We start from the raw sequence: 18,216 nt of genomic DNA, 5'->3' as shown, positions 1-18,216 counted from the left end.
CGCAATGGTTGGATTCGGCTCGATTCAGCAGGGTGTCGCGGCGCCTTTTCGCGCGTACCACCACCAGGTCACCACGATGCAGCTCAGGTAAAAGCCGACGAACATGTAGAAGGCCATCTCCGGGCCGCCGGTCTGGGCCATCGAAGTGCCGAAGGATTTGGGAATGAAGAACGCACCGAAGGCGCCCATGGCCGAACTGAAGCCCAGGACGGCGGCTGACTCTTTGCCGGCATTCTTCAGCGCTTGTTCGCGCACGGCAGGTGGTTTGCCGGCCGAGGCTTTTTCATGCTGGGTGCGGAAGATCACCGGGATCATGCGGAAGGTGGAGCCGTTGCCGATGCCGGTGGTAATGAACAGCAGCATGAACATGCCGAGGTAGCCGTAGAAGTTGCCAGGCTCACCGTTCTGCGGCAGGAAGTGCATGACGCCAAAGACCATCACGATCATCGCCACGAAGTTCCACAAGGTCACCTTCGCGCCGCCGAGCTTGTCCGCCAGCCAGCCGCCCAAAGGACGGACCAAAGCGCCAACCAACGGCCCGAGAAACGCGAATTTCAAAGCGATGACATCAGGGAACGAGGTTTTGATCAGCAACGGAAACGCGGCGGAGAAACCGATGAACGAACCGAAGGTCGCCAGGTACAACCAGCACATCAGCCAGTTGTGTTTGCGTTTGAAAATGACGGCCTGCTCGCTGAAAGAAGCGCGGGCACTGGACAGGTCATTCATGCCGAACCAGGCCAGCACCGTCACCAGGACAATAAACGGCACCCAGATGAAGCCGGCGTTCTGCAACCACAACTGACCGCCATCCGGTAATGCTTGCGGCGAGCCGCCCATGAAACCGAATACACCGAAGGTAATCACCAGCGGCACACAGAACTGCATCACCGAGACACCCAGGTTACCCAGCCCGGCGTTGAGGCCAAGAGCTGTGCCCTGCTGTGACTTGGGATAGAAGAAGCTGATGTTGGACATGCTCGAGGCAAAGTTGCCGCCACCGAAACCGCAGAGCAAGGCAATCAATACGAACACGCTGTAGGAGGTGCTCGGGTCCTGCACGGCGAAGCCCATCCAGATCGAGGGCAACAACAGCGACGCGGTGCTCAGGGCGGTCCAGCGACGGCCACCGAAGATCGGCACCATAAAGGAATAGAAAACGCGCAAGGTCGCCCCGGACAGCCCCGGCAACGCCGCCAGCCAGAACAGCTGGTCGGTGGTGAAGGTGAAACCGATGGCGTTCAAACGCACGATCACCGTGCTCCAGACCATCCACACCGCAAAGGCCAGCAGCAGCGCAGGAATGGAAATCCACAAGTTGCGCGTGGCGGTCTGTTTGCCGCTACGTCCCCAGAATGCTGGGTCCTCGGGGCGCCAGTCATGAATGACCGGGCCTTTGTCAGGCTTTTGCAGAACGGACATGTTCTTCTCCTAGGGCAATGCTGGAAATCGGGGACGGGGTCAGCAGCGGCGCTTTACCCAGCACCGGGCTTTTGCGTATTTCGCTGAAGTACATCCAGGTGAGGGAGACCCAGACCACGCCGTACATCAACATGAAGCAGGAAGAGCGCACGCCGGTGAGGTCCACCAGGGCGCCAAACAGGATCGGCAACACGAAGCCGCCCAAGCCACCGGCGAGGCCGACGATGCCGGACACCGCGCCCATGTTTTTCGGGTAGTCATTGGCGATGTATTTGAAGACCGAAGCCTTGCCGAACGCGAAGGCGATGCCCATGACGAACAGCAGCGCGGTGAACAGCGCGGGATTGAGGCCGATGTGGAAATCCACCGGGCCGTTGATCGTTTGCACTTGCAGTTGGGTCTGGGGATATGAGAGCAGGAACAGGCAGATCCAGCTGACCCACAACACCCACCAGGTCACGCTTTGCGCACCCCAGCGATCCGACATCCAGCCGCCGACCGCACGCAGCACGCCACCGGGCAGGGAAAAACAGGCTGCCAGCAGCGCCGCGCTTTGCAGGCTGAAACCGTATTCCTGCACGTAGTACTTGGTCATCCACAGCGCGAGGGCGACATAACCACCGAAGACGATCGAGTAGTACTGGCAGTAGCGCCACACCGCCGGGTCCTTCAGCGAGCTCAATTGCTCACGCAAACTGGCGCCGGTGGCACTGCGGTGGCCCTTGTTTTCGGCACTGAGGAACCAGAACAACAGCGCAGTAATAAACAGGATCGCGCTGAAGACTTTTGGCACCAGCTGCCAACTGCCGGCAGCGATCAGTGCCGGGGCGAGAAACTTGGTCAACGCAGCCCCGGCGTTACCGGCACCGAAGATGCCCATCGCGAAGCCCTGATTTTCCTTGTCGAACCATTTGGCGACGTAGGCAATCCCGACCGAGAACGAGCCGCCGGCCAGGCCGACAAACAAGCCCAGCACCAGGAACTGCCAGTAGGCAGTGGCGTGACTGATCAGGTACAGCGGCGTCACGCAGGCCAGCATCAGCAGGAAGAACACGATGCGCCCGCCAAAACGGTCGGTCAGCAGGCCCAGCGGCAACCGCACCAGCGAGCCGGTCAGAACCGGGGTCGCGGCCAGCAGGCCGAACTGGGTTTCGTTGAGCTGGAGAAGGTCCTTGATCGGCACCCCGAGCACGGCAAACATCATCCAGACCATGAAGCAGACAGTGAAGGCCAGTGTGCTCATGCCCAGCACCAAGCCTTGTCGTACACGCGGTGGGTTCACAAATGCTCTCCAATCAATTAGCCATGGCGGCAGACTAGAGAGGCGATCCCCGCAAAAACTTGATCCATGTCAACGAAGCCCCAGGGGGCATAGGCCTATGCTTGTGCGGTCTACCTCTAAGGAGGTAGTACAGGAAAACCCTAAAACCGGCGGTTTATCAGCGTCTTAAGGTTTCCTGCCAAGGTTTTTGCTGACAAGGATCAGTCGACAACTCTTTAGAGGTAGCGCGCCCGGGATCGGCGGCAAAACCCCACCCTGGAGCTGCACATGCTCTGTTTTCCTGACTTTCTCCGAGACCTGCGCCGATGATCCGCTGGTTACGCAGCTCCCTGCCCGCTCGCGCCGGGCTGGCGGTGATCCTGATCGCCGTACTCGCCCTCGCCAGTTCGTTGAGCGCCGGACTGATCGCCTGGTTCAGCCAAGGCGATGCGGCCGCCATCAACACCGCAGGCTCGGTGCGCATGGAGACTTACCACCTGAGCTGGAAACTGGCCGCGGGGGCAACCAGCGAAGAAATCAACGCCATCACCGACAGCCTGCAAACCCGCCTCAACAGCCAGTCACTCAAGGCGGTGCTGGAAGATGGCCCGAGCGCCGCCCTGCAAATCAGCTACGGGCAAATCCAGCAACACTGGAACGAGGATTTGCGCCCGGCACTGGAGCGCGGCGATGCAGCCTACTTTCAGGTCCAGGCCTTGCCTTTCGTTGAACAACTGAACCAGTTCGTCAACCTGTTGCAGCGCCAAAGCGAACAAAAGCAAGGCTGGCAACAGGTGATCCAGGGCCTGGCCTTGTTCACCACCCTGTTCGTCCTGCTGATTGGGCTCTACGAATTGCAGTACGGGGTCGTCATGCCCTTGAAAGAGTTGGTGGACGCGACCCAGCGCTTTCGTCGCGGCGATTTCAAGGTGCGGGTCAACCATCAGTCCCAGGACGAGCTGGGCCAGTTGGCCATGAGTTTCAACGCCATGGCCGAGACGATCGAAGACTCGCATCGCACCCTCGAGAGTCAAGTCCAGCAAAAAACCCTGAACCTGCAACAAGCCAATGCCGCCCTCGAGTTGCTGTACCAAAGCAGTCGAAGCCTGGCCACACGCTTGGCCAATGCCGAAGGCCTGGACGAGTTGATCCGGCGCTTCCAGCAACGTTTGCCTGGCTTGCGTCTGTCGCTGTGCCTGCAAGGACAAATGCAGGCACCGGCCCAACAGTTGCTCGCCCTGCATGGCGCGAACATCCGGGAAGTCTGTGCCAGCAGCGACTGCGCAACGTGCCAGAAGCACCATAAAGCCAGCCCGCAAACGTTCAGCATCAGCAATCAGGGCAGTGAACTGGGGGAACTGAAGGCGCATTTTGTCGACGGGCACCCGACCCAAGCCTGGGAAACCCAACTGATCCAGGCCTTGGCCAATCTGATTGGCACCTCGCTCTCGCTCAAGCGTCAACGGGAACAGGATCATCGCCTGCTGCTGCTCGACGAACGCACGATCATCGCCCGCGAGCTGCACGACTCACTGGCCCAGGCCCTGTCCTACATGAAACTGCAAGTCAGCCGTCTGCAAACCCTGATGCGCCGTGGCGAACCGGTCGAGACCCTGGAAAACGTCACCGCCGAACTGCGCGAAGGGCTGAACAATGCCTACCGTCAGTTACGCGAGTTGCTGACCACCTTTCGCTTGCAGATTCACGATGCGGGGCTGGTGCAGGAACTCAAGGACACCGCCGAGGAGTTTTCCCGGCGCGGGGAATTCCAGGTGCACCTGCACGTCGACGCGCTGGCCTTTCAGTTATCGGCCAGCGAGCAAATCCACATCTTGCAGATCACCCGCGAGGCGCTCTCCAACTGCCTGCGCCACGCCCACGCGCGAAACTCTTGGCTGCAACTGCGTCAGGACGGTGAAACCGTCAGGCTCATCGTCGAAGACGACGGGCGTGGCTTCAGCGGCAACGTCGACCAACGCGAACACCATGGCCTGAAAATCATGGATGAGCGGGCCCGCAGCTTGCGCGGTCAACTCAAAATAGTGTCCAGGGAGCCACAAGGCACCCGCGTCCAACTGGAATTCCGACCGGAGTTTCTCGGGCAGCAAACAGAAGGTAGCGTCACATGAACCCGTCCCTGCAACACTCCATCCTGCTGGTCGACGACCACCCGATGATGCGTCACGGCATCCGCCAGATGCTCGAACTCGAAGATGATTTCCTGATCGTCGGTGAAGCCAGCAACGGTGAAGAAGCACTCTGTCTGATCGAGCCGCTGCAACCGGATCTGGTGTTGCTCGACAACAACATGCCGCTGATGAATGGCATTGAAACCCTGCGTCAATTACGGGCGATGCATTACACCGGCAAGGTGCTGCTATTCACCGTGTCGGACGCCGAAGACGATATTCGCGACGCATTGCGTCTGGATGCCGACGGCTACCTGCTCAAGGACATGGAGCCCGAACTGTTGATTCAGTACATCCGCAATGCCTTGAACGGCGAATTGGTGATCAGCCCGGGGCTGACGCAAGTCATGGCCCAGGCCCTGCGCTCACCGCAGCGCCAGACCGTGGTGGAACTGACCGAGCGTGAACGCCAGGTGCTGAAAACCATCGCCAGCGGCTTCAGCAACAAGGTCATCGGGCACAAGCTGGGCATCACCGAAGGCACGGTCAAGGTTCACGTGAAAAACCTGCTGCACAAACTCGGTTTGCGCTCGCGGGTCGAGGCGGCGGTGTGGGCCATGGAGCACTTGCGCAATGCGGGCTGAGGCGCATGCCTCTTTGGAGGTAGGCCGGCAGAGGCATAGGTCATCCGTCCGGCGCTCTCTACTATGAGCGTCAGCGGAGGTACGCCATGCTGACCCACCCTTCCATCGTTTTAACGTTGCGTCGTCACCATCTGTTCAGCCAACTGCCGGAGAAAATCTTCGAGGAAGTCTGCGGCCTGGCGATGCTCAAGCGCCTGAGTTGTCACAGCACACTCATGCACCAAGGGGATCCGGCCAAGCGCTTTTTCCTGCTGGTCAGCGGGCAGATCAAGTTGTACCGGCTTACCGGCGAAGGTCAGGAAAACCTGGTGGAGATCATTCAGCCCGGCCAGACCTTTGCCGAAGCCCTGCTATTCAGCCAGGCCCGTCTCTACCCGGTGAGCGCCACGGCGCTGAAGGACAGCGTGTTGGTGAGTATCGAGGGCAACCATTACCGCAACGCCCTGGAAGACCAGCCGAAAGTCTGCCTGGCGATCCTGGCGAGCATGAGCGTGCACCTGCACTTGCGTCTGCGCGACATCGACACCTTGACCATGGCCAGTGCGAGCCGTCGGGTGATCAACTTTCTGTTCCAGGAGCGCAACCCGGTCAGCGGCTTGATTGTCTTGCAGGTGTCCAAACGCCTGGTCGCCTCGAAGCTGGGCATCCAGCCGGAAACCTTTTCGCGGATCTTGCACCGACTGGTGGACAGCGGCCTGATCGCCATGGAACGCCGCAATATCAGCATCCTCGCCGAAGAGGATCTCGCGGCCTTCCAATAGACGGAATTGACCGCAGTCAATGCGCGATGCCACCGGCCTTGCACACTGAAGAAGTCCATCCATGGAGAGCGCTCATGCCCCGTTCAACCTTGCCTCTGATTTACTCTTGCTCAGGCTGCTCCAACGTCGCCCAACTGGCCAACACCCTGGCCGTGCGGCTTGATCGAAGCGGCCTGGCGGAAATGTCCTGCATCGTCGGGGTTGGCGGGCATGTGGCGGCGCTGGTCAACAAGGCACGCTCGGGACGGCGGATTTTTGCGTTGGATGGTTGTCCGTTGCAGTGTGTTGAAAACTGCTTGAAGCAGCATGGGCTGCGCGCGGATGTGCATTTGATTCTTAGCCATTACGGGTTGCGCAAACGCAATGGCGAGGACTGCACGCAGGCGCAGGGGGATGAGTTGTTTGGAGAGATCAGGCAGTTGATTGCCAGTGATGCTCGGCAGCATGAAAGCCGGCCGGAAGCGATGGCCTGAAGAACAACAAAACCGCTGACCTATAATTTTGGTCGGGGTACATATCCATTCCTGCGGTAACGGCTTCTATTGGTTTCGCTTTTACAGCGAGTCACTTTGGAAAAGCGCCAAAGTAACCAAAGCGCTTTTGCCCCTTTCGTTCGGTGGCTCGCCTAGGCTCGTCATTCCCTCGCTCCGGTCCTACTCCGTGGGCCCGCCGCCATCGGCCATCCATGGCCGCGGGCGGCTAACCCGGCATCCATGCCGGGTTGCCCACTACGCAGAACCTCCACTCGGCCTCTCGAGGGGGCGTGTACTGCAAAAGCGAGGCGGCCTACCGGCCGGCCTGTCTCTTTAAGCGCACGCATTCCCCCTGTGGGAGCGGGCTTGCTCGCGAAGGGGCCGTGTCAATCGACATCAATGGTGGATGCCAGTCCGTCTTCGCGAGCGAGCCCGCTCCCACATTTGGATTTTTGCCAGGTGCGGGTTTGGTGTACGCCGCCGATGATTTAGGGCCGACCGGTGGGCCGCCTCGCTTTTGATTTTGATCTTGATCTTGATCTGCCCCGTCGGAAGGCCGAGCGCAGGTTCTGCGCAGTGGGCACCGCGGCAAGGATGCCGCGGTAGCCGCCCCCGGCCATGGATGGCCGATGGCGGCGGGCCCACGGAGCAGGACCGGAGCGAGGGCATGCCGAGCCTAGGCGAGGCACCGCACGTCAGGGGCAAAAGCGTTTGGTTACTTGGCGCTTTTCCAAGTGACCCGCCGTAAGGGCGGAACCCTAAGTGGCCGTTACCGCAGCAACGGATATGTACCCCGACCAAAAATACAGCTCGGCTAACCGGCCGCCAATCCCTTCCCTGCCCGCTCCAGATTGCGCCACAGCCACACCGGCAACACATCAGGATCAAGACTGTCGATCAGGTTCTTCAACGCCAGCCCCAACTCCGTATCACCCTCGATCACCAGACGCCGGCGAAAGAACAGCGTATCCGGATCTTCCTGACGGCTGGCCAGCAATAAAAACTCGCGCCAGTTACCGCTGATGGTCACGTGCGCGTTGGCGCGTTCAGCAATTCGCAACCCTTCACGGGTCAGCGTCAGGAACCAGGACAAACCCAGGTCCCGGATCCGCAGGCACAACCAACGCCCTCGCAGCACTTCAAACTCGCCATCGCGCAACGGCTCGGCGAGGCAGCGATTGAGCGCCTGCTGCAACGCCAGGCGCTGTACTGCAAAGGGCACCCGGCGTACCAGCGGCAGTAACCGGTCGGCTCCTTTCAACAACCACTTTTTACGATTCAACACAGGCCGACCTCCTCGACGCGCAACATCCCGGCCTGGCCATGCCAGTAACCGTTGCAACCGTCGACGAACAACGGAGGTGTCTCGCCCAGACGAACCCGTTGATAGGCGTCAATGACCTCGGCCATGCCTTGAGCGCGAGGGCTCAGACGCAACACATCGGCACCGCAGGCCACCAGGCCGGTGTAATCCGCCAGCAGATTGGTTACTTCGGCCGACATCGTTTGAATACCGTTAATGGTGAACAGCGCCTGCCCTTCCTGACTGGTCAGCGGCAGGCCGTCGGGGTAGTTGAGGCAGCAAAACCGACAGTCGTCCTTGGGCAGGTTTTCCGCCCGAGCGGTGAAGCAGCGTGCGGAATAAGCCAAGGGCAAATGCCCATAGGCAAAGATCTCGACTTCCGGCACCTCACGGCCCAGTTCGCGCACTTGATCGAGCACATCGCCAATCAGCGCCGCCGAGCATTCCACCGGCGGCACCCAACGGGTCATCCCGCAATCCAGCAGTTGCGCGAGCGTATGACCGTTGTACACATTCAGCGCCGGGCCACCCACGAACGGCAACTTGCGCTCGGCCAAAAGCTGCACCGCGCCCATGTCGTTGGCCTCCACCAGCAATTGGCCGTTGTCGCAGAGCCGCCGCAGACTGGAGAGCTCGGACGCCGCTTCGATCAGCGTCAGGCTGGAGATCACCAACTGTGCCTGGCTGCACTCCTGCAACTCGCGCCCCAGACCCAGCCATTGATCCAGTGAAAAGGCCCGGCGTTTCGAGCACACGGTTTCCCCCAGATAAATCACATCCAGGGGCAAGGCCGACATCTCGGCGTAAAAGTTGCTGAGTTGCTCTTTGTCCCAATAAAACAGGACCGGTCCCAGGCTGAGCTTCATGTCGCCTCCCTCATTGCCATGATCGATGGTAAGCACCCAGGGTGGTCTGGCTGCCTTCGGACAAACCGGCCAGCACCCGGCGCCATTCCTCCTTGACCCGAAAACTGCCCGGCGAGCCACGATGGGCATCCAGTGCCGCGCGCCAGACGCGGGTGACTTGTTCGACATAGGCCGGGCTGCGTTGCCGGCCCTCGATTTTGACCGCCTCGACGCCAATGGCCGTCAATTCCGGCAGCAAGTCCAGGGTGTCGAGGCTGGTGGGTTCCTCCAATGCATGAAAACGCTTGCCGCCGACCAGGAAACGGCCTTTGCACAGGGTCGGGTAACCGGCGGGTTCATCAGGGGTGTAGCGGTCGATCAGCACTTCACTGAGCCGTGCGCTCAAGCCGTCGGCGTCGTCGCTCCAGCGCACTGCTTTGGCTGGCGAACAGACGCCGCACAGGTTCGGCGACTCGCCGGTGATGTAGGACGACAGATGGCAACGCCCTTCGGCCATGATGCACAAGCTGCCGAAGCCAAAGACTTCGATGGGCACCGGGCTGCTCGCGGCGACCTGACGCACTTGCGCCAACGACAACACCCGCGGCAACACAGCGCGACGAATCCCGTAGCGCTGCGCATAAAACTCCAGGGCCGCAGCGTGGGTTGCCGAACCCTGGACCGACAGATGCAACGCCAATTGCGGATGGCGCTGGCTGGCGTAGTTGAGCACCCCGGGGTCGGCGGCGATCAACGCATCCACGCCGTAATCGGCGGCACGATCGACCGCCCGCTGCCAGCGTTCCCAGCCCTTGGGTTGCGGGTAGGTGTTGACCGCGACGTAGAGTTTGCGTTGATGCTGGCGGATGTGGGCGACCGCCGCGTCGAACTGTTTGTCGTCCATGTTCAGCCCCGCGAAATGCCGGGCATTGGTGTCATCGCGAAAACCGACATAGACGGCATCGGCGCCTTCGCGCACCGCCGCTTTCAGCGCAGGCAGGTTCCCTGCCGGGCAGACCAGTTGCATGGGTAATCCTCATGGAAAAACGCGCTGCCAGTCTAGCGAGACCGGCAGGCACGACCTTGACGGCAATCAATTGCCATCAATGCATCAGGTCAGCGAAGGACAGGAACATCACGTTGTCGTGCTTGAGCACTTGCTGCTCGCACTCGATCACCGCCAGCCCATCGGCCCAACACGCGGCAGTCAACATCGCCGAGCTTTGCTGAGGGTGCAGCTCCACGCTCAACTGGCCGTCAGCACCGGGCGTCAACCGTGCCCGCAGGTACTGCCGACGCTTGTTGCGTTGCAACCAGTCGAACCCGGCGGGCACGGCCAATGGCACCGGCAACACGTCTTTCACGCCCTGGGCCCTGAGCAGGAACGGACGCACCACCACCAACGCGGTAATCAGCGCTGCCGAAGGATTGCCCGGCATGCCGATCCAGGGTTTGCCGGCCACTTCTCCGAAGGCCAGCGGTTTACCCGGCTGAATGGCCAGCCGCCAGAAATCCAGGCTGCCGAGTTCCTCGATGGCCTGTTTGAGGTGATCTTCCTCACCCACCGAGACGCCACCGGAGCTCAACAACAGGTCGCACTCCGAAGAGGCCAGGTTCAAGGCATGCCGGCTGGCCGCCAACTCATCGGCCATGACACCGTAGTCATGCACCTCGACGCCCCAGCCACTCAACAACGCGGCGAGGCAGTAGCGATTGCTGTTGTAAATCTGCCCCGGCGCCAATGGATCGCCCGGCTCACGCAGCTCATTACCGCTGCTGAGCAAGCACACCTGCAACGGTCGATAGACCTCGACCCGTGCGATGCCAGCGCCGGCCAGCAACCCCACTTCTTGCGCACGCAGGCGTTTGCCGGCCTGGAGCAACAGGTCTCCCCGGCGAACCTCCTCGCCTTCCTTGCGCACGTGATCGCCAGCGCTTACGGGCGGAAACCAGACTCGCTCGCCATCGATCCGGCAGCGCTCCTGCGGCACCACCGTGTCGGCACCCGGCGGCAATGGCGCGCCGGTAAAGATCTGAACCGCCTGCTGCGCGAGCAAGGGCGAGCACGCCGGATCACCCGCCGCAATTCGCCCGCCAATCGACAAACAGCCTCCGTCCGGTGGCAGGTCTGCGGCCCTGAGGGCATAACCGTCCATGGCACTGTTGTCCCAGGCCGGCAGATTGACAGGAGAATGAATGTCCGCCGCCAGCACCCGCCCCAAGGCTTGATCCAGACCGATCTTTTGCGCCAGGGGCGGCGGCGGTGCCTGATTCAGTAAGCGGCTGATGGCCTCGTCCACCGGCATCAGGTGGCCGAGGTCACACACCCGGCCAGTCATGAGCGTGTCTCGCAGGCGTCGATGACCCGTTGCCCTTGCGGCTTCAAATGCGGGGCGAAATTGCACGGGCCGGTGCGGCTGTCCAATTGTTCGAGTAGGATCTGGTTCCACGCGGTTCGACACGCGCCGGGCGAACCCGGAACGCAGCACACCAGCACGCCATTGCTCATCCCGGCCAACGCCCGTGACTGCAGACTGGACATGCCGATCTCCGCCAGGGACACCTGACGGAACAGTTCACCGAAGCCTTCCACGTGTTTGTCCAGCAATGGCAAGACCGCTTGCGGTGTGTTGTCGCGCGCGGTGAAACCGGTGCCGCCGGTCATCAGTATCACTTGAACCTGAGGGTCTGCGATCCAGTGAGAGACCTTGGCGCGGATCTGATAAATGTCGTCCTTGACCAGACCACGATCGATCAACACATGCCCGGCCGTTTGTAGTAAATCCGTCAGGGTCTGCCCCGACGTGTCGGTGTCAAAGGTGCGCGTATCGCTGATGGTCAGCACGGCAATGTTCAGGGGTTCAAACGTGCGTTGCGCCAGATGGGCCATATCCAAGCCTTCCCGTAAATGAGGGTATGGGACAAAGCCTGAACCGGAATCCCGAGTGAGCCTATTCCTCCAAGGAGGTACCTCCACAGGGACATATGAAGAACGTGTAGGCCACACGATACCTGTGGGCTCCCACATTGACCTGCGTCGCTACATGACCTGCGCAGTGGATCTCAAGGCGCCAAGCGGTTTCGCTGCCATACACCATCGCGCATACGGTAATCGAGACGGTCATGCAAGCGGTCGGCACGGCCTTGCCAGAATTCCAGACGCTCAGGGTGCAAGCAGTAGCCGCCCCAATGCTCAGGCCGCGGCACGGTCTTGCCGGCAAAACGTTGGGTGGTTTGTATCAACAGCGATTCAAGCTCGGCCCGATTGGCCAACGGCCGGCTTTGCGGTGAAGCCCAAGCGCCCAGGCGACTGTCCTGTGAGCGGGAATCGTAGTAGGTATCCGACAGTGTTGGGTCGAGCCTGGAGACCTGGCCTTCGATGCGCACCTGACGCTCCAGCCCCGGCCAGAAAAAAGTCATGGCGGCATGCGGGTTAACGGCCAGTTGCTGGCCTTTGTCACTCTGGTAGTTGCCGAAAAAAGTGAAGCCTTCATCGCTCAAACCCTTGAGCAGCAGGACCCGGCAGTGCGGGCGACCTTCACTGTCGACCGTCGCCAGCACCATGCTGTTGGCTTCGACAGGCGCGCGCTCGGTGTCGCGGGCCAGTTGCAGCCATTGCCGGAACATCGCCATCGGGTCGTCCAGCGCCGACTCGTCTTGCAGGCCAAAAAGGGTGTAGTTGCGGCGCATCTGTGCCAGGGAAAGGGGCATGACGGTGATCTCCAAAAATGTTCTGCCCAGTGTGCGATGTACTGCGCAAGACCACCTTGACCACCATCAACCTTATTTGAGGCGCAGACGTCGAGCCAGTTTGTGCAGGTTGCTGGGATCGACTTCCAGAATCCGCGCGGCGCTGGCCCAGTTTTCCCCGGACAGGCTCAAGGCCTGGAGAATTTTCTTGCGCTGGTAATCGTCGACCGCTTCACTCAAAGGCTGGAACGGCTCATCAGCCGTAACGTCCAGGGGACTTTCCGCGACCGCGCCCTGCCCGCCCATGGCACTGTCGAGGTCCAGAATCTCGGGTTCCAGGGTCATGATCAGCGTGCGACTGGTGCCGCGGCTGAGCTGCTTCAACGCGGCTCGGCTGATCACATGTTCCAGCTCGCGCACGTTGCCCGGCCAACTGTAAGTCAGCAGCGCCCGCTCGGCCGCCGGCGACAGACGCAAGCCGCGCAGACCGAGCCGCGCCCGATTGAGCTCTAGAAAATGCCCGGCCAGCATCAACACATCGTTACCCCGCTCGCGCAGCGGCGGAATCGGTACCGGGTACACCGAGAGCCGGTGATACAGATCGGCCCGAAACAGGCCGTCGCGGATGCTGTCCGGCAAGTGCCGGTTGGTCGCGGCGATGATGCGCACATCGACATGCAGCGGTTTGTCGGCGCCGAGGCGCTGAATCTCGCCGTTCTGCAGGGTGCGCAGCAACTTCGCTTGCACGGCCAATGGCAATTCACCGACTTCGTCGAGAAACAGCGTGCCACCGTTGGCCGCGTCGAATCGTCCGGCCCGGTCACTGGTGGCGCCGGAAAACGCGCCTTTGACATGGCCGAACAATTCACTCTCTGCCAGAGACTCCGGCAACGCAGCACAGTTGACCTGCACCAGAGGCTTATGACTGCGGCGCGACAGACGATGCAAGCGCCTTGCGAACAGCTCTTTGCCGACGCCGGTCTCGCCCAGCAGCAACACCGGCAGCTCGGAATCGGCCAGTACGTCCAGTTCATTGAGCAACTGATGCAGCACCTCACTCTGTCCGAGGATTTCGCCTTCATCCGCCGGCCGCCGCACGTCTTGAATATCGCTGCGGGACAAGCGCAGGCTGCGGTTTTCCTGCTCAAGCCGGGTGACTCGCACGGCGGCTTCGATCTGCAAGGTGCAGCGCTTGAGTTCTTCCCGCGCACGGCTGTCGAAGGTCCCGGCGTGCAGCGCATCAAGGGTGATAGCGCCCCAGATCCGCCCCTCCACATACAGGCTTACGCCCATGCAGTCGTGCACTGGCATCGGTTCGCCGGCGTGTTCGTCAAGCAAGCCGTCATAGGGATCCGGCAGGCGACTGTCGGGCTCGAACCAGGTGGGTTCGCGCGACGCCATGATCGCCGCCAGCCGCGGATGCTGGGCGATGACAAACCGGCGCCCCAACGCTTCATGCACCAGCCCCACCGTCGCGACCGGCCTGAGGCTGTCGTCATCCAGACGCAGCAATCCCACGGCGCCACTGTTGAAGTACTCGCGCAGGGTCTGGACCAGTCGTTGCAACCGCACAGCATTGGGCAACTCGACAATCAGGTCGGCCGCCAGGCTTTCACGCAGCATGGTAGTTATTACCCTCTATGGTTGGATTCACCCTAAAGCGTCCGGGTGCCTATCACCACAACTAATAATTAAGCCATATTTTTCAATACGTTAAATATGGCATGCCAGGTGCAATGAGCCTGGGGAACCGTTGAAATCCAAACAAGGAACCCCTGATGAGCCTGACCCTACTGGAACAAAGCCTCGGCCAACTGGCCTGCGACATTCCCGGCGCCACGCGGATTTTCCACACCTTCAAACTGGACTTCTGTTGTGGCGGGCATAAAAGCCTGCGCGAAGCGGCTGCGGGCAAAGACCTCGATCCGATCCTGATCGCCGATGCGCTGCACCGGCTGCAAGACACCGGCGAAACCCAACACGACTGGCGCAACGAACCGTCAGAGCTGCTGATCGCCCACCTTCTGGCGCGCTACCACGCCCGCCACCGCGAGCAACTGCCGGAACTGATCCGCCTGGCCCGTCGCGTCGAGCAGGTCCATGGTGCGCGCAGCAGCTGCCCCAACGGCCTGGCGGATCTGCTGACCGACATGCAACAAGAACTCGAAGGCCACATGCTCAAGGAAGAACAAGTGCTCTTCCCGATGCTGCAACAGGGCATCGGCACTCAGGCCGCCCCGCCGATCCAGGTGCTGCGCTTTGAACATGATCAACATGGCGAAGCCCTCGAAAAGCTGCTCGCACTGACCAACAACATCACCCCGCCGCCCGATGCCTGTAACACCTGGCGTGCCCTTTATCGTGGGCTGCTGGAGTTTCGTGACGACCTGATGCAACACATCCATCTGGAAAACAACGTGTTGTTTGTTAACGCCTTGAACCGTCGTCATTGATCGATTGCCGCTCACACCCTACCCGCGCCAGCCCACCGGTTGACGCGGGTTTTGTCTGTCAGGGACGGCTGGCGATCAACCGTGCCAATAGAACATCGCCTTGGCCAGGATCACGATCAACACCATGTGCACGAGGATGCTGCGGCGAATCCAGCTGGCACGGGGCGCAGTCAGTCGTGCGCTTTTCAGCCAGTACGCCAGCAGGAAGTAATGGCCGATGATGCTCAGGGCCAGGACGATCTTCAGGCTCAGTAACGTGCCAAAACTGCTGGCCAGCGGCTGACTCAATACGCCACGGTGCTGCCACGCCAGGCTGATGCCGGCGCCATACAACAGCAACACCACGCCATGCAGCACCTTGCGCGAACGCACTGCAATCGCTTGATCTGCGGTCGATTGCGCGGCATCCGCCAACTGCTGGCGGGCGCGGTGCCAGATCACCACCTCGAAAAACAGCGTGCCGATGAAGGCAATCGCCGCCAGCAAGTGGGTGACCAGTAAAAAGGGATATAACACCGGCAGCCTCCATCAATTCACTTGCTTAGCCTGGATGGCCGTCCACCCGGGCTCGCAGCAGCATCGGCCCATAGCGCCAGGCGTACAGCGCAAACGCCAGCGCCCAACACAGACCGGCCAGCCACAACGCAGGCAGGGGAAAGAACAGGATCAACACGACCCGGCTCAAGCACGCCAGGTTGAGCAAAATGAACGCCAAAGTCATGCCCGACGGCGGTTCCAGCGAGCGGCCGGTATGCCCCAGGCTGACCCGCGCGATCATCGCCAACACCAGGCCGCCCATGGCGCCGATCGTCAGGCAATGCACCGCCAGACTCGGGTTAATCGGCACGCCGAAATGCCACAGCGCCATTGCGAGACAGGCCACCGCTAACCAGGCATAAGCCAGGTACAACGACCACAGCAGCGGCACGCGCCAGAGGGCGCGATCATGCCAGCGAACCAGACGCACCAGATGCCCGGCGGCCAGCACGGCGAACAACAGGCCCACCCCGAAATTGGGGTCAAGCGCAGGTCCGGCGGCATATAACAACGCCACCAGCGGTGAGCCAATCAGCAGCAGCCAATCGAGCCAGGGCCAAGGGGTAACGCCCTCGACCTTGCCGAGGCCGCGCTGGATGAAGAACGGAATGACCCGCCCGCCGATCAAGCCCATCATCGCCGCCACCAGCCAGAGGCCGGTCAGCACGCCTTGACGCTGCCAGCCTTCATGACCTTCGACCAGGCCGTACAGGGACAACCCGTCGGCCGCCGCTAACAACAGCAGCACCACCGCAATCGGGTAGTTACGTGTCTGCCGCACCTTCCACAGGGTGAAACCCATGAGCGCGGCCACCGCCAGCGGGAACGCCAATTCCAGTACCGCAAGCACCGGCCACGGAGCATTGACCAGCCAGGCCACGCGCGCCAACAACCACAGCAATGCCAGCGCGGCCAGGGGTCGCCCGCTGATGCCGGGACGACCGGTCCAGGTCTGCACCGCCGTCAGCAGAAAACCCGCGATGATCGCCAAGCCGAACCCGAACAACAATTCGTGTCGATGCCAGCCCAGCCAGCCACCCGCCGGCTGCCAGCCGGAAAGCGCACCACTGAAGGCGGCCAGCCAGAGCGGAATGACCAGCACCGCCAGCAGGCAGCCGCCGAGGAAAAATGGCCGAAAGGCCAAACGTAACAGCGGTGCGATGGCCATCGCTTTACGGCGGTCAAGCACTTGCATAAAACCACTCCTTTACCTTGCTGCTGACCTGACGCAAAACGCACGCGTCGAGGTAAGTCCGGGGGCAATGATCGGGTATTGGCGATCAATTGCCTTTGTCGCAGATCAAGTGTGCAAGGGGCGTGCCCCGATGCTGATCTGTGCCGGAGCCAAGCCCCGCGTGCCGCCGATGAAATCCATTCAGGGTACAAATGACTATTAAAGGGTTATTTGAACCCTAAACCTCGTGGTCGTTTTTACCCTCTTATCTGACAACCCCAATAAACAAAGGCCTCCAGGCATGGCCCGCGTCTTGCTCAATGGTTCAGGAATTAAGGAAACCTTGATCCCTCTCGATCCCCAGGAGTCGTCATGAAAAAAGTCATCCAGCCACTGGCCTGGTTTGTGGTGTTGACCTCGGTTCTGGCGTTGGCCAGCGGCGTCTCACTGGGCCTCGTTTGACTTGATCGCCATCCCCTCCTCAATCCTCAGGATGAATTCTTATGGTGCTTCATCGCGTCCATCACCAGATTCTGCGCAGTCATCACTTGTTCGAGCCGTTGAACGAAGAACAGCTGGATGAATTGATGAGTACCAGCCACTTGTTGAGCATCGACAAAGGCGAACCGTTGTTCCGCCAGGGCGAGCCGGCAGACTCGTTTTATTTCGTGATTGCCGGGGCGGTGAAAATCTACCGACTGACGCCGGATGGTCAGGAGAAAGTGTTTGAGGTGATCAGCGATCGGCAAACTTTCGCCGAGGCGATGATGCTGATGGACACCCCGAACTATGTGGCCTCGGCCGAAGCGATCTGCCCGACTCAGCTCTATCGGTTATCCAACAACACCTACATGCGCCTGCTGCAGAGCAATAGCCGCCTGACCTTTGCGCTGCTCGGCAAACTCTGCGTTCGCCTGCACCAACGGGTCAACGAAATTGAAACCCTGTCCCTGAAAAACGCCACCCACCGGGTCGTGCGCTATCTGCTGACGCAACTGGTGCGCCAGCAGACCGTTGACAGCCAGTTCGAACTGCCGATGGCCAAGCAATTGATTGCCGGGCATCTGTCGATCCAGCCGGAAACCTTTTCGCGGATTATCCGTCGCCTGATCGACGAGAAAATCATCACCCAGGACGGCCGCCAGATCGCCATTCTCGATCGTCTGCGTCTGGAACAGTTCGAGTGAGTGCCATGCCCGTCTGTTTGTATTGCCAACACGCCAATCCCCCACACGAAACCGAGTGCCGCCAATGCGGCATGCTCCTGCCGGCGTTGGCTGCACACGCGGCGCAACGTCGGCTGCGCCGATTCATGTGGTTCTGCATCGGCCTGACACTCTTCTGCGTGACGATGTTTTTCTGGCTGCCACGCAGCATCTCCTGAAGACACACAGTCCCCTGTAATTGGATGGACTCGCCCAAGCCGAGGCGTCAATGCGCCACGGTGGCAGTCTAAACAGCCAACGACAGCGAGGGCGAGTCCATGAAAAATCATAGTTCGATTGATCAATCCCTGTCTTCTTC

18 protein-coding genes are annotated in these 18,216 nt (G+C 60.8%); 7 read left to right on the top strand and 11 right to left on the bottom strand.

The features are described from left to right. Positions 1 to 24 precede the first annotated feature (24 nt). Both FQ187_RS12575 and FQ187_RS12570 read right to left on the bottom strand, forming a co-directional pair. A complete protein-coding gene (locus tag FQ187_RS12575) occupies positions 25 to 1,422 on the bottom strand; it encodes a NarK family nitrate/nitrite MFS transporter (protein WP_134420234.1) in 1,398 nt (465 codons plus the stop codon). After that, a complete protein-coding gene (locus FQ187_RS12570; RefSeq protein ID WP_149629730.1) occupies positions 1,400 to 2,704 on the bottom strand; it encodes a nitrate/nitrite transporter in 1,305 nt (434 codons plus the stop codon). Before FQ187_RS12570 ends, FQ187_RS12575 begins: the two co-directional genes overlap by 23 nt. Positions 2,705 to 3,009: 305 nt before the next feature. On the opposite strand from FQ187_RS12570, the gene FQ187_RS12565 reads away from it, so the two are divergent. The 4 genes from FQ187_RS12565 (at position 3,010) to FQ187_RS12550 (ending at position 6,690) form a co-directional block, all read left to right on the top strand. After that, entirely contained in the window at positions 3,010 to 4,812 is a 1,803-nt protein-coding gene (locus FQ187_RS12565) for a HAMP domain-containing protein (protein WP_149629729.1), read from the top strand. After that, positions 4,809 to 5,456 (top strand): two-component system response regulator NarL, encoded by a 648-nt coding sequence (gene narL, locus FQ187_RS12560; protein WP_149629728.1) that lies wholly within the window; start codon positions 4,809 to 4,811, stop codon positions 5,454 to 5,456. Before FQ187_RS12565 ends, narL begins: the two co-directional genes overlap by 4 nt. A gap of 86 nt (positions 5,457 to 5,542) precedes the next feature. After that, complete coding sequence (locus tag FQ187_RS12555; protein ID WP_017338877.1) at positions 5,543 to 6,217, top strand: Crp/Fnr family transcriptional regulator; 675 nt, start codon at positions 5,543 to 5,545, stop codon at positions 6,215 to 6,217. A gap of 74 nt (positions 6,218 to 6,291) precedes the next feature. Next, positions 6,292 to 6,690 (top strand): putative zinc-binding protein, encoded by a 399-nt coding sequence (locus FQ187_RS12550; RefSeq protein WP_149629727.1) that lies wholly within the window; start codon positions 6,292 to 6,294, stop codon positions 6,688 to 6,690. 814 nt (positions 6,691 to 7,504) lie between these two features. Here the strand turns inward: FQ187_RS12550 and FQ187_RS12540 are convergent. The 7 genes from FQ187_RS12540 to norR all read right to left on the bottom strand — a co-directional run bounded on the left by FQ187_RS12540 (position 7,505) and on the right by norR (position 14,151). Next, positions 7,505 to 7,975, bottom strand: a complete 471-nt coding sequence (locus tag FQ187_RS12540; protein ID WP_149629726.1) for an SCP2 domain-containing protein — start codon at positions 7,973 to 7,975, stop codon at positions 7,505 to 7,507. Then, positions 7,969 to 8,859 carry a U32 family peptidase gene (locus tag FQ187_RS12535; RefSeq protein WP_149629725.1) on the bottom strand — a complete coding sequence of 297 codons (891 nt, stop codon included), beginning with the start codon at positions 8,857 to 8,859 and terminating at the stop codon, positions 7,969 to 7,971. Before FQ187_RS12535 ends, FQ187_RS12540 begins: the two co-directional genes overlap by 7 nt. A gap of 10 nt (positions 8,860 to 8,869) precedes the next feature. Further along, positions 8,870 to 9,865 carry a peptidase U32 family protein gene (locus tag FQ187_RS12530; RefSeq protein ID WP_149629724.1) on the bottom strand — a complete coding sequence of 332 codons (996 nt, stop codon included), beginning with the start codon at positions 9,863 to 9,865 and terminating at the stop codon, positions 8,870 to 8,872. A 76-nt stretch (positions 9,866 to 9,941) separates the two neighbouring features. Continuing rightward, positions 9,942 to 11,177 carry a gephyrin-like molybdotransferase Glp gene (gene glp / locus FQ187_RS12525; RefSeq protein WP_149629723.1) on the bottom strand — a complete coding sequence of 412 codons (1,236 nt, stop codon included), beginning with the start codon at positions 11,175 to 11,177 and terminating at the stop codon, positions 9,942 to 9,944. Next, positions 11,174 to 11,728 (bottom strand): molybdenum cofactor biosynthesis protein B, encoded by a 555-nt coding sequence (moaB, locus tag FQ187_RS12520; RefSeq protein WP_149629722.1) that lies wholly within the window; start codon positions 11,726 to 11,728, stop codon positions 11,174 to 11,176. Before moaB ends, glp begins: the two co-directional genes overlap by 4 nt. A gap of 173 nt (positions 11,729 to 11,901) precedes the next feature. Continuing rightward, entirely contained in the window at positions 11,902 to 12,549 is a 648-nt protein-coding gene (gene pdxH, locus FQ187_RS12515) for a pyridoxamine 5'-phosphate oxidase (protein ID WP_149629721.1), read from the bottom strand. 72 nt (positions 12,550 to 12,621) lie between these two features. After that, complete coding sequence (norR, locus tag FQ187_RS12510; RefSeq protein ID WP_149629720.1) at positions 12,622 to 14,151, bottom strand: nitric oxide reductase transcriptional regulator NorR; 1,530 nt, start codon at positions 14,149 to 14,151, stop codon at positions 12,622 to 12,624. 155 nt (positions 14,152 to 14,306) lie between these two features. Here norR and ytfE point away from each other — a divergent pair, with 155 nt between their 5' ends. Then, positions 14,307 to 14,981, top strand: coding sequence for an iron-sulfur cluster repair protein YtfE (ytfE, locus tag FQ187_RS12505; protein ID WP_149629719.1), 675 nt, complete (start codon positions 14,307 to 14,309; stop codon positions 14,979 to 14,981). Between the two features lie 75 nt (positions 14,982 to 15,056). Here ytfE and FQ187_RS12500 read toward each other — a convergent pair whose 3' ends face one another. Next, complete coding sequence (locus FQ187_RS12500) at positions 15,057 to 15,497, bottom strand: CopD family copper resistance protein (RefSeq protein ID WP_149629718.1); 441 nt, start codon at positions 15,495 to 15,497, stop codon at positions 15,057 to 15,059. Positions 15,498 to 15,522: 25 nt separating this feature from the next. Continuing rightward, complete coding sequence (locus tag FQ187_RS12495) at positions 15,523 to 16,713, bottom strand: NnrS family protein (protein WP_149629717.1); 1,191 nt, start codon at positions 16,711 to 16,713, stop codon at positions 15,523 to 15,525. 482 nt (positions 16,714 to 17,195) lie between these two features. Between FQ187_RS12495 and FQ187_RS12490 the strand changes: the two genes are divergently transcribed. Beyond that, on the top strand, positions 17,196 to 17,879 hold the full coding sequence (locus FQ187_RS12490; RefSeq protein ID WP_149629716.1) for a Crp/Fnr family transcriptional regulator: 684 nt from the start codon (positions 17,196 to 17,198) through the stop codon (positions 17,877 to 17,879). Then, positions 17,876 to 18,076 (top strand): protein DnrP, encoded by a 201-nt coding sequence (locus FQ187_RS12485; RefSeq protein WP_149629715.1) that lies wholly within the window; start codon positions 17,876 to 17,878, stop codon positions 18,074 to 18,076. Before FQ187_RS12490 ends, FQ187_RS12485 begins: the two co-directional genes overlap by 4 nt. The last annotated feature ends 140 nt before the right edge of the window (positions 18,077 to 18,216 follow it).

Source organism: Pseudomonas sp. ANT_J28 (assembly GCF_008370005.1).
In the GTDB taxonomy this organism is placed as follows: Bacteria; Pseudomonadota; Gammaproteobacteria; order Pseudomonadales; family Pseudomonadaceae; genus Aquipseudomonas; species Aquipseudomonas frigoris.
Note: the sequence above shows the minus strand (reverse complement) of the source record. Positions and strands in the feature narration are given on the sequence as shown.